At 64.7% G+C, this 11,571-nt stretch carries 8 protein-coding genes; 2 read left to right on the forward strand and 6 right to left on the reverse strand.

Going from position 1 to position 11,571, the window contains the following annotated elements; all coding sequences use genetic code 11:
* Positions 1-46 precede the first annotated feature (46 nt).
* Complete coding sequence (locus tag J0I79_RS33525) at positions 47-1,225, reverse strand: lytic murein transglycosylase (RefSeq protein ID WP_292869981.1); 1,179 nt, start codon at positions 1,223-1,225, stop codon at positions 47-49.
* A gap of 185 nt (positions 1,226-1,410) precedes the next feature.
* Positions 1,411-2,202, reverse strand: a complete 792-nt coding sequence (locus J0I79_RS33530) for a GH25 family lysozyme (RefSeq protein WP_292869984.1) — start codon at positions 2,200-2,202, stop codon at positions 1,411-1,413.
* A gap of 229 nt (positions 2,203-2,431) precedes the next feature.
* On the opposite strand from J0I79_RS33530, the gene J0I79_RS33535 reads away from it, so the two are divergent.
* Positions 2,432-3,811 carry a serine hydrolase gene (locus J0I79_RS33535; protein WP_292869987.1) on the forward strand — a complete coding sequence of 460 codons (1,380 nt, stop codon included), beginning with the start codon at positions 2,432-2,434 and terminating at the stop codon, positions 3,809-3,811.
* Here J0I79_RS33535 and J0I79_RS33540 read toward each other — a convergent pair.
* The gene (locus J0I79_RS33540) at positions 3,808-4,665 is read right to left on the reverse strand and encodes a LysR family transcriptional regulator (protein WP_292869990.1); all 858 of its coding nucleotides are present in this window, start codon (positions 4,663-4,665) and stop codon (positions 3,808-3,810) included. The two genes, J0I79_RS33535 and J0I79_RS33540, sit on opposite strands and share 4 nt — an antisense overlap.
* 100 nt (positions 4,666-4,765) lie before the next feature.
* Between J0I79_RS33540 and J0I79_RS33545 the strand changes: the two genes are divergently transcribed.
* A complete protein-coding gene (locus J0I79_RS33545) occupies positions 4,766-5,710 on the forward strand; it encodes an NAD(P)-dependent oxidoreductase (RefSeq protein WP_292869993.1) in 945 nt (314 codons plus the stop codon).
* A gap of 6 nt (positions 5,711-5,716) precedes the next feature.
* Here J0I79_RS33545 and J0I79_RS33550 read toward each other — a convergent pair whose 3' ends face one another.
* From J0I79_RS33550 to J0I79_RS33560, 3 genes are all read right to left on the reverse strand, one after another.
* A complete protein-coding gene (locus J0I79_RS33550; protein WP_292869996.1) occupies positions 5,717-6,397 on the reverse strand; it encodes a class I SAM-dependent methyltransferase in 681 nt (226 codons plus the stop codon).
* On the reverse strand, positions 6,394-7,692 hold the full coding sequence (locus J0I79_RS33555) for a DUF3419 family protein (RefSeq protein WP_292869999.1): 1,299 nt from the start codon (positions 7,690-7,692) through the stop codon (positions 6,394-6,396). The genes J0I79_RS33550 and J0I79_RS33555 overlap by 4 nt, the downstream gene beginning before the upstream one ends.
* Positions 7,693-7,850: 158 nt before the next feature.
* On the reverse strand, positions 7,851-11,561 hold the full coding sequence (locus J0I79_RS33560) for a hydantoinase B/oxoprolinase family protein (RefSeq protein ID WP_292870002.1): 3,711 nt from the start codon (positions 11,559-11,561) through the stop codon (positions 7,851-7,853).
* Between the last annotated feature and the right edge of the window lie 10 nt (positions 11,562-11,571).

The raw sequence follows: 11,571 nt of genomic DNA on the forward strand, positions 1-11,571 counted from the left end.
TACTGCCCTACTGCCCTACTGCCCTACTGCCCTACTGCCCTACTGCCTACAATTTCCCCAACAACTCCGGCGTCGGCCACCCATCCACCGGCAATCCAAGCCGCATCTGCTCCTTGCGGATCGCTTCGCGGGTGTTGGTGCCCAGAATGCCGTCGACCGTGCCGACGTCGTAACCCTTGGCTTCGAGCTTGGTCTGCAGCTCTTTCATCTGGTCGTTGTTGAGGCCGGGTTCGGGATTGCGCGGGTCGAGCGGCGGCGCGCCGGCGAGCCGCGCGGCCAGGTTGGCGGCCGTCAGCGCATAGGTGAAGGACTGGTTCCATTCGAGGTAGACGTCGAAATTGTCGTAGGTCAGGAAGGCCGGGCCCTTGCGGCCCATGGGCAGCGCCAGGCCGGCCTTGAGGCCCTTGTCGACCAGCGGCGAGCCATCGCGGTTGGTGACGCCCCACTGGGCCCACTGCGTCAGCGGCAGTTTGTTGGTGCGGCCGGTCTGGTCCCACGGCATGTCGTCGGGCACACGCACCTCCTGGATCCAGGGCTCGTCGCGCTTCCAGCCGCGCGAAAGCACCTTGTTGGCCGTCGTCATGATCACGTCGGGTACACTGTTTCTGAGGTCGACCTTGCCGTCGCCGTCGCCGTCGACGCCCCTGGCGAGGTAGTCCGACGGCAGGATCTGGGTCTGGCCGATCTCGCCCGCCCAGGCGCCCTTGACGTCGGCCGGCAGCACGCCGCGATCGATCAGTTCCAGCAGCGGCACCAACTGCTGGCGGAAGAGCTGCGGGCGGCGGCAGTCATGCGACAGTGTCAGCAGCGCGCTCAGCGTGTGGAAGTCGCCCTGCACGGCGCCGAAATCCGTCTCCAGCGCCCAGAAAGCGGTGATGACCGGGGCCTGGACGCCGAATTGCTGGTCGGCACGGGCAAAGACATCGGCGTATTTCTTCATGTTCGCCGCGCCCTGCTTCAGCCGGTAGGCCGAGATCATGCGGTTGGAGAACTCGATGAAGGTCTGGGTGAAGACGCCCTGGGCGCGGTCGCGCGCCAAAGCCCGGGGATCCAAGGTGGCGTCTTCGAGCGCGTCCAGACCGACAGCGCCGACACCGGCCGCCTTGGCTTCCGCCGCCACGCCCTGTTTCCAGGTTTCGAAATCGCCGCCGCATTCCTGCGCCATCGCCGGCAAGGCCGTGGCGCACAAGAGCAGCGCCGCGAGGGCTTGGGAACGCAGTCGCATCAGCTTCCTTTCGAAACGAAGAAGGGCAATTTGTCGTGCTTCATCCGGAAAGCTCAACGCCCTGGATTACCGGCGGTTGCACTCTTGACCGCCGGCTGTGTCGAAAAGCAGGCGGCAGGCCCGGTGTCAACGGGTCTTCTGTCACAGTCCGTTGTGGAAGCCGGCCTTTTAGCCGTCGAACCGGCCTAGCGGGTGTTCTGGCGCAGCCACTTGTTCCAGGCGGCTTCCGAGCCGTTGAAGACGTTGATGTCGGACTTGCCTGTCATGCCCGGAACGATGCCGGTTCCGGTGTATTGCCAGAAGGTGAAGGGATGGCTGCCGTATTTTTCGCGGGGGTGGCCGGCCACCGAGCGCAGCCAGTAGGGATAACCGCGGAAGGTCGACAGTTGGTTGTCGTCGAAGAAATCGACCGAAGTGTAGATGATCGGCTTCTTGCCGTAATGGCGCTCGACGATTTCGAGGAAGGTGGTCATTTCCGCCCGGACCGTCGCTGGATCGGGACGCAAGCGGCAGGTCGGCGATTTGGGATTCCACTCCATGTCGAGTACCGGCGGCATGGACGAGCGGTCGACAGGCACGTTCTGGATGAACCAGCGCGCCTGCTGGGCGGCCGGTGTGCAGAAATAGAAGAAGTGGTAAGCCGCGCGCGGTACGCCTGCGGCCTTGGTGCGCGCCCAATGCTCGTTGAAATACTCGTCGAAGCGGTCGCCGCCTTCGGTCGCCTTGATGAAGGCGAAGGAAATGCCGCTCGCCCTGGCCGTCGGCCAGTCGACGGACGTCTGGTATTTGGACACGTCGGTGCCGTGAACGGCGTAGTTCCACGGCGCGCCGCTGTCCCATTCATGCGGCTTGGAATCGGCGAAGCGCGGCGCGCGCACAGCCACCGTCGGAGTGCCGGAGGCGGACGGTGACAGATCGTCCACGGTCGAGCAGGCGCCGAGCAGCGTCAGCATGAAAAGGGCCGCAAGACGGCGCATCGCAACTTCCAAGCCGGAATCAGCCGGTCGCTGATGGGTCTGTGTAGTGATGGCCGATGTTGGTCTGGCCCCCTCCAGGCGATCGCCCCACAGCATCGCCTGATTCTCCTGTGATCCCCGATCATGGTTGATAATCCGTTGATGGCGCTCGACAGGAGCCCCGATTTTGCGGAAGCAATGGCGGCAAATCGATGACATAAAGGTCAGGCAAGAGCCTGGGAGGAAATGGATGCGGATCATCGTCAAGATCGTCAAATGGCTGCTTGGCCTGGTCGTGCTGGCGGTCGCCGCGCTGTTTGCCTGGCTCTATATCGCGCCGCCCGAGCTGATCCGCGTCGGCTCCGGCTATTCGGCCAAGATCGTCTGTTCCAACGTCTTCATCGCCGGTCGCGACCCCAACGAGGTGCTGGCCGTCGACGTTCAGGCGCCCGGTCATCCCTTGCTCAGGCTGATGCGGGTTTCGGTCGACAAGAACCGGGGCACGGTATCGGCAGGCCTGCTCGGCTTCCTCGGCAAGAGCGTCGCTGTGTCCCGCGACGGGCTGGGCTGCGCCTCGGTGCCGGATGGCGATGTCGGCAAGGCAAGGCGCACCGCGCTCTATGCCGAGCCGGCGGCGACCAGCAAGGATGCGTTGTGGCCGGATGGCGAGCGGGTCGATGCCTCGCAGAATCCCGAGGTCGCCAGGATCGTCGCGGATCACGCCATGGCCGGCGCCGGCATGCGCGCGATCGTGGTGGTGAAGAACGGCCGCATCGTCGCGGAACGCTATGGCGACGGCTTTTCCGACAAGACGCCGCTGCTCGGCTGGTCGATGACCAAGACGGTGAACGCGGCCATCATCGGCACGCTGGTCAAGGACGGCAAGATGGCGGTCGACAACAAGGGCCTGTTTTCGCCGTGGAAGGCGGACGGGCGGGCCGCGATCAGCCTTGCCGACATGATGGCGATGTCGAGCGGGTTGGAATTCAACGAGGATTATGGCGACGTCGCCGACGTCACGCGCATGCTCTATCTCGAGCCCGACATGGCGGGCTTCGCGGAATCCAAGCCGCTGGCGGCCGAGGTTGGCAAGGTGTTTTCCTATTCGAGCGGCACGGCGGTGATGCTGTCGCGGCTCTGGCAGGACGCGGTCGGCGACAAGGCCAAGGCGCTGACATGGCCGCGCAACGCGCTCTTCCAGCCGCTCGGCATGAACAGCGCCGTGCTCGAGACCGACGAGCAGGGCACGTTCGTTGGCTCCTCCTATCTCTACGCCACCGGCCATGACTGGGCCCGCTTCGGCCAGTTCCTGCTGCAAGGCGGGGTCTGGAACGGCAACCAGATCCTGCCCACCGGCTTCGTGGACTGGATGCGCGAACCGGCGCCGGCCTCCAAGGTCTACGGCAAGGGCCAGTTGTGGATCGAGGCGCCGGGCGACGAAGAGAAACCGGGCGCAGGTGTGGCGGCGGGTTTGCCGAAAGACACCTACTGGATGGAGGGGCACGACGGCCAAACCGTCGCCATCATCCCGTCAGAGCAGCTGGTGATCGTGCGGCTTGGCCTGACCCCGGCCAAGCTGGGCTACCGGCCGCAGGCGATGGTGGGGGCCTTGATCAAGGCGCTGCATTAGGCAGGAGCATTTTCCAGTTCGGCAAGGATGAGGTCTTCGACCTGGCGTATGGCGGCCCCCGACTGGCCCTGCCGGCCCAGCAGATAGAGCGGCACGGCTTCGAGTTCCGGCAGGCGATCGTCACCGGTGATCTCGACAAGGCCCGCCGGCGCCGTGCCTTTGGCCATCGATGTCACCGCGACTCCGGCCTGCACCGCCGCGAGAATGCCGGCCTGACTGCTGCTTTGCACGGCGACGCGCCAGTTGCGTTGCGAGGCCTCCAGCGCAGAGATCATGGTGCGGCGAAAGACACATCCTTCGGGATAGGCGGCCAGCGCGACCGAACCGCTTGAATCTGGTTGGAAATCTGTCCGATGAACCCAGTTGAGCCGGGTCATGATCCGGTGCCTGGCGGCCGCGGGACCCGACGCCAACGTCACCAGCGCGATGTCGATTTCCTGCCGTTGCAACGCCGCCGCGAGTTTCGCGCTGAGGTCGCAGACGATTTCGAACTCGGTGTCGGCGATCGTTTCGCGCATGTTGGCCATGACCCTCGATAGGAAGCCGAGCGCGTAGTCGTCCGGCATGCCGATGCGAATTTTCGCGCGTGGGCGCTGGCTGCGTGTGGTCGAGATCATTTCGTCATAGGCGGCCAGAACCCTGAGCGCCCGGGCGTAGAGCTCGCTGCCTTTCGAAGTCGGCTCGATGCGGTGGTGATGGCGGATGAACAGCGGCGCGCCGATCTCGGTTTCCAGCATCTTCAGCCGCATACTCATGGCGGCCTGCGTGCAGGCGAGCTTTTCCGCCGCGCGCGACAGCGAACCGCGCTCGTAGATGGCGACGAAACTTCTGAGCAGGCGAACTTCTATGTCCATGGCGGCATCAGCATGGCTTATCGCGCGGATAAGGACAATTTGCTTGTCAAAAGCCGCCGCCTGCCGAAGTTTGCGCGCCATCGAATGGAGGCAGAATTCAATGAGCGTCGGATTTATCGGCCTGGGCACGATGGGACGCAACGCGGCGCTGAATGTGCGGCGCGCGGGCTTCGACATGGTGGTCTACGACGTGCGGCCGCAGGCAATGGAGGCCCTGGTGGCGGCCGGCGCCGCGCCGGGCACCAGCCCTGCCGACGTGCTCGACCGCAGCGACGTCGTGGTGACGATGGTTTTCGGGCCAAAGGAGATCGAGCAGGTCGTCAGGGGCGAGAACGGATTCCTGACCACCGCGTGCGCCGGCAAATACTGGATCGACATGACGACCAGCAGCCCGAAGCTGATGCGCGCGCTTGCCGGTGAATTCCAGGCCAAGGGCGGCGGTCCGGTCGATGCGCCGGTCACCGGATCGGTGGACGCGGCCATCCGAGGCGACATGCCGATGTTCGTCGGCGGCAACGATGCCGACGTCGAGGTCGTGCGGCCGGTGATCGAGGCGATGGGCGAGTTGCGGCGCGTCGGGCCTTACGGCAACGGCTATGTCGCAAAGCTGGTCAACAACCAGCTTTGGAAAATCCACGCGGCGGCGATCGGCGAGGCGATGGTGACGGCCAAGCTCGCCGGCCTCGAACCGGATGTCTGGTGGCGGGTCATGAAAGGCGGAGCGGCGGACAGTTTCGTGCTCCAGCACGATGTGCCGTCGATCTTCGCCGGCCACTACGATCCGTCATTCCCGATCGCGCTCTGCCTGAAGGATCTCGCCTTGATCGAGGAATTGATGACGGAAACCGGCACGCGCAACGAACTGACCAGGGCAACCCACGACCGTTTCAAGCTTGCGGGCGAACGTTACGGCACGGGCGCCGGCGAGATGACGGTCTGCCGGGTCATCGAGGATGACGCCAATGTGGCGCTGCGCGTCGAAGGCGACTGGGTCGCGCCCTGGGATGTGACGCATCCGGGTAATGCATCGGCCCACTCCGGCTGACGCAAGCTACTGGCGGCCGAGCACCGCCAGCCAGGCATAGCCGCGATAAAGTGTGCGGAAACGATGAGTTGCGCCGGTTCGCGCGGATTCCGATTCAAGGACTTCGCGCAGGTTCGCACGCGGCGTGACGTGGAATTTTCTCAGCCAGCCGCGCAGCAAGGTCCGGAACCAGCCCGGCAGGCCTTCCTGCTGGCCGAAGTCGACGATATGCAGCGAGCCGCCCGGCGCGAGCGAGGCCAGTGCTGCCGACACGGTCTTCTCCCAACCCGGGATCATCGACAGCGAATAGGATACGAAGACCCGGTCGAAATTGCTTTGGCCGAACAGCGCGTGAGCGTTGAAGTCCGTCGCGTCGCCCCTGGCCAGCGCGACGCGATCGGCCAGACCGTCGCGAGCGATCGCCTTGCCGGCCGTTTCCAGCATTTCTGCCGAGATATCGAGGCCGAAGAAGCGTGCATCGGGATAGCGCCGAGCGGCAAGGATGATGTTGCGGCCGGTGCCGCAGCCCAGTTCAAGTACGGTGCCGCCGGGAGGCACATCCAGCCCCGCGATCAGCCGGTCGCGGCCAAGCAGGTAGTATTTGCGGGTCAGGTCGTAGATATGGCGCTGCCAGCGGTAGACGCCGTCCATCAGTTCGGCATGGTTGGCCTTGAATTCGGGGTTGGCCGGCAGTTCCGTCGTGCTCATGCGGCGCGCTTCACATAGAGGTGGAAGCCGCCATAGATGGCGGAGCGGTCGCGGGCCGAGAACTCGCGCGAGGCATTGCTCTCGTAATCCCACTGGTCGAGCAGCGAGGTCGAGACGCGGCCCGGCAGCAGGCTGGGCTCGGCGGCGGTGCGGAAGATGACGCGGGCGCCGGCCGAGGCCGTGCGGGTGATCTCCGACCACAGCGCGTTGAGCTGCTCGTCGGTCATCCAGTCCTGCGCGTCGAGCAGGATGAAACGGTCGACCGTGCCGGCATCCTTGCCGGCCAGGAACTCGATCAGATTGGCATGGTGGATCGCCACGCGGTCGACATTGCCGCGGATGGTCTCGTAGTTCTGCTTTTCCAGATAGGCGGGCAGGGCGGCTTCGCCGGGCTCGGGATAGCGGCGGGCGAAGGCCTGCCAGGCGAAGTAGTTGTTTTCCAGGGGGAAATCGCAGGCGAGCTTTTCCAGGCGGGCCTTCAGCACGCTGGCCATGGAGCCATCACCTGACGTGATCAGGGAATCGTACTGCGCCGGCGGAATGCCGAGGCCGAACAGCGAGGCCTTGCGCGATGTCGCCCATCTCAGGAGCTTCTTGTCGAAGACCGGAGCCAGCTCCTCGTTGAAGAAGCGGCGCTGTTCGCCGATGTTTTTGGCTTCCATCATGCGGGCCGGGTTGACGCCGAAGAATTTCGCCGTGCGGTGGCCCATGGCGATGAACAGGCCGAGCAGGCCGGTCTGGTAGAAATTGCGGTCAAAGACGCCGATGCGCCTGCGGCCGCGCCAGTTGCGGCGCTCCCAGTAATGGCGGCTGACCGGATCGAGATGCGGTGCGATGAAGCGGTCGTAGGCTTCAGAATTGTGACTGGTGTCGGCGGCGCCGAAGAAGCGGAACAGGTCGCCCTGGGAAGGCAGGCGGCGTACCGCCTCCAGCTTCATGCGGTTCAGCGCGATGTGCGCCGCATTGAGGTCGACGGCGTCGATCCTGGCCGGCGAGCGGGTGAGGTAGGCGAGGATGTTGCAGCCACCCGACGCGATGGTCACGATGCGGTGGCCCTGGCCAAGCTGCATCGCCTCCATGTCGACATCGGGATCTTCCCAGATCTGCGGATAGACGAGGCCGGAAAACAGGAAGGCGAAGAGCCGTTCGGAGATGCCGGCTTTCGAAAGCGCGCGGTTCTGGTAGACGGCTTTTCCAACTTCCTTGCCGCGGCGAAAAACCAGATCCGAGGAGACGTCGGTCATGACAAAGTGATTCCCCATTTGCTTTGGCGCAAGCGGGTATCTCAGGGTCATGACAGGCCGGTGACAGCCGGAGGCATCGATAATTCTACTGCGGCGGTCATCTGACGCGGCTTTCTGCGCTTCCGGTGCTCACGGACTCAATGTCCGCTCCGCTCCGGTTCTCGAAAGCCACGTCACCTGACTCGCCGCAGCGAATTCTCGAAGCCTCCTCAGGCGCGTCCAAACCCTCCCGGCGTCGGTGTGGTCACGATGACGGCCTCGCCATCCTGAAGCACTGTCTGGTCGCAGGCTTTCAGCACGTCGATCGTGCCGTCATTGCGGCGCACCCTGGTCGAGCCGACCTCGCCGTCGCCGCCACCGTCCAATCCCAGCGGCGGCCGGTTGCGATGCGAGGAGAGGATGGCGCATTCCATCTTTTCGAGGAAGCGTATGGTGCGTCTGGTGCCGTCGCCGGCACTCCAGCGGCCCTTGCCGCCGGATCCCTCGCGGATGTGGAAATCCTCCAGCACAACGGGGAAGCGCAGTTCCAGCACTTCCGGATCGGTAAGGCGCGAATTGGTCATGTGGGTATGGACGCCGGACGTGCCGGCGAAGCCACGGCCGGAATTCATCCGGCCGGCCGGCGAGCCGGAGCAGATCGTCTCGTAATATTGATATTTCCTGTTGCCGAAGGTCAGGTTGTTCATCGTGCCTTGCGCATTGGCCATCGCGCCCATGGCGCCGAACAGCGCGTTGGTGACGTGCTGCGAGGTCTCGACATTGCCGGCGACAACGGCCGCGGGGTAGGCGGGTTTCAACATCGAACCGTCGGGGATGACGATGTTGATCGGCCTCAGGCACCCGGCATTCATCGGGATCATGTCCTCGACCATGACGCGGAAGGCATAGAGTACAGCGGCGCGTGCGACTGGCTCGGGCGCGTTGAAGTTGTTCTTCATGACCGGCGAGGTGCCGGTGAAATCGACGGTCGCCTCGCGCCTTTGCCGATCGACCGTGATCTTCACCTTGATCAACTGGCCGGTATCTGTCGGGTATTCATAGGCCGACGTGTCGGGCAGGCGCTCCAGCACGCGGCGGACGCTTTCAGCGGCATTGTCCTGGACATGGCCCATATAGGCCTCGACGACGTCGAGGCCGAAATGCGTGACCATCTTGCGCAGTTCGGCGACGCCTTTCTCATTGGCGGCGATCTGCGCCTTGAGGTCGGCGATGTTCTGGTGCGGATTGCGGGCGGGGTAAGGGTGGTCGGTGAGCAGCGCCTGCAATTCCTTCTCGCGGAATTTCCCGCGATCGACGATGCGGAAATTGTCGAACAGCACGCCTTCCTCGTCGACCGTGGTGGCAAGCGGCGTCATGGAACCGGGCGCGGTGCCGCCAATATCGGCGTGATGGCCGCGCGAGGCGACGTAGAAGAGGATTTCCTCCCCCCTTGAGGGGGAGGTGGCGGCGAAGCCGCCGGAGGGGGTCGCTGCGGCAGTGCTCGACGTCCTTGCGGTGCCTTCTGAGAGGACCCCCTCTGACCGCTTCGCGGCCATCTCCCCCTCAAGGGGGGAGAATAGGTCGGCGCTTGCGAACACCGGCGTTATAACAGTGATATCGGGCAGATGGGTGCCGCCATTATAGGGCGCGTTCAGGGCGAAGACGTCGCCCGGGTGGATGTCGCCGGAGTTCAGGCGGATGATGGTTTCGACCGAGCGGTCCATGGAGCCCAGATGCACGGGCATGTGCGGCGCGTTGGCGACAAGCGCACCGGTGCGGTCGAAGACGGCGCAGGAGAAATCCAGCCTTTCCTTGATGTTGACGGAATAGGCGGTGTTCTGCAGCGTCACGCCCATCTGCTCGGCGATCGACATGAAGAGGTTGTTGAAGACTTCCAGCATCACCGGGTCGGCTTTGGTGCCGAGGGCGGCGGCGCGCGTCTTGCGTTGCGCGCGGCGCATCACGATGTGGTTGAGGCTGGTGATCTCGGCCTGCCAGCCGGGCTCCACGACAATGGTCTGGTTCGGCTCTATGATGAGAGCAGGGCCGGCGACCAGATTGGATGGGCGCAGGTTTTCGCGGCGATGGATGCCCGCTTCCTGCCACCGGCCTTCGGTGTAGATACGTCGCGTTCCAGACGCGCCGGCTTCAATCCTCTGAGACACGGCAGTCACATGAGCTTCCGCGCTATCCTGGCTGATTTCGACGCCTTCGACGCCTACCGTCTCGACGATCATCGGCTTGTCGTCATAAACGAAGCCGAATTGCGCCTTGTGGGCGATTTCGAAGTCGCGCCTGGCCTGGAAGATCGAACCGGTCTCGAAATTCACCGGCAGCGTCGTGTCGGTGCCGTCATAACGGATGTGCAGCACCGGCCTGGTGGTAACCGCGTCGCCGGCGATGCCTTGCGCCGCGAGTTCGGCGATGACGGCTGTTCTCAACGTGGCAATGAGGCCGTCGATCTCGGTTCTTGATTCCTCGGCGAGCGGCTTGAGCAGCGCCTGCTGGCGCGAGGCGAAGACCGAGGCGAGGCCAATGCCATAGGCCGAAAGCAGGCCTGAGAAGGGGTGGATCAGCACCGCTTCCATGCCGAGCGCGTCGGCGACCAGGCAGGCATGCTGGCCGCCGGCGCCGCCGAAGCAGTTGAGGAGATATCCGGTGACGTCGTAGCCGCGCTGCACGGAGATCTTCTTGATGGCGTTGGCCATATTCTCGACGGCAATGGTGATGAAGCCTTCGGCGACCGCTTCGGGCGTGCGGCCGTCTCCGATTTCAGTGGCAAGAGCCGCGAATTTCGCGCGCACCGTCGCGGCGTCGAGCCGTTCGTTCTGATCCGGACCGAAGATCGCCGGGAAGAAATCGGGCTGCAGCTTGCCGAGCATGACGTTGGCGTCGGTGACCGCCAAAGGCCCGCCGCGCCGGTAGGCGGCGGGGCCGGGATTGGCACCGGCGGAATCCGGGCCGGCGCGAAAGCGGCCGGCCTCGTAGTGCAGCACCGAGCCACCGCCGGCGGCGACGGTGTGGATGCGCATCATCGGCGCGCGCACGCGCACGCCGGCAACCTCGGTGTCGAAGGCGCGCTCATACTCGCCGTCATAGTGGGCGACATCGGTGGAAGTGCCGCCCATGTCGAAGCCGATGACCTTGTCGAAGCCGGCGAGCTTCGCCGTTTCGACCATGCCGACGACACCGCCGGCGGGGCCGGACAGCAGCGCGTCCTTGCCCTGGAACATGTCGGCGGCGGTAAGCCCGCCGGACGACATCATGAACATGAGGCGGGGGGATTCCCTCCCCCTTGAGGCGAGGGTGCAGGCGAAGCCGTCGGGTGGGGTCGGATCGACCGGACCCGACATATTGGTGGTGCCTTCTGCGAGGACCCCCTCTGGCCGCTTCGCGGCCGTCTCCCCCTCAAGGGGGGAGAGGACGCCCAACTCTCCCGCCACCCGTTGCACATAGCGCGACAGGATCGGCGACAGATAGGCATCGACCACGGTCGTGTCGCCGCGGCCGACCAGTTTGATCAGCGGCGAGACCTCGTGGCTGACCGAGACCTGGCTGAAGCCGAGCTTGCGGCAGACCTTTGCCACCACCTTCTCGTGATCGGGATATTTCCAGGCATGCATGAAGACGATGGCCACGGCATCGATGCCGTCGGCCCTGGCTTGCTCGATCGCCGGCCGGCAAGCAGCAATATCGAGCAGCCGTTCCACGCAGCCATCGGCAAGCACGCGCTCGTCGATCTCGATGACGCGCTCGTAGAGTTGTTCGGGAAGGATGATCTCCTTGGCGAAGATGTCCGGGCGCGCCTGGTAGGCGATCCTCAGCGCATCGCGAAATCCCTTGGTGATCAGCAGAAGCACGCGGTCGCCCTTGCGCTCCAGCAGCGCATTGGTGGCGACCGTGGTGCCCATCTTGATGTCGCCGATCACGCCCGAGGGGATCTGGAAGCCG

This window comes from Mesorhizobium sp. (genome assembly GCF_017306585.1).
Classification (GTDB): domain Bacteria; phylum Pseudomonadota; class Alphaproteobacteria; order Rhizobiales; family Rhizobiaceae; genus Mesorhizobium.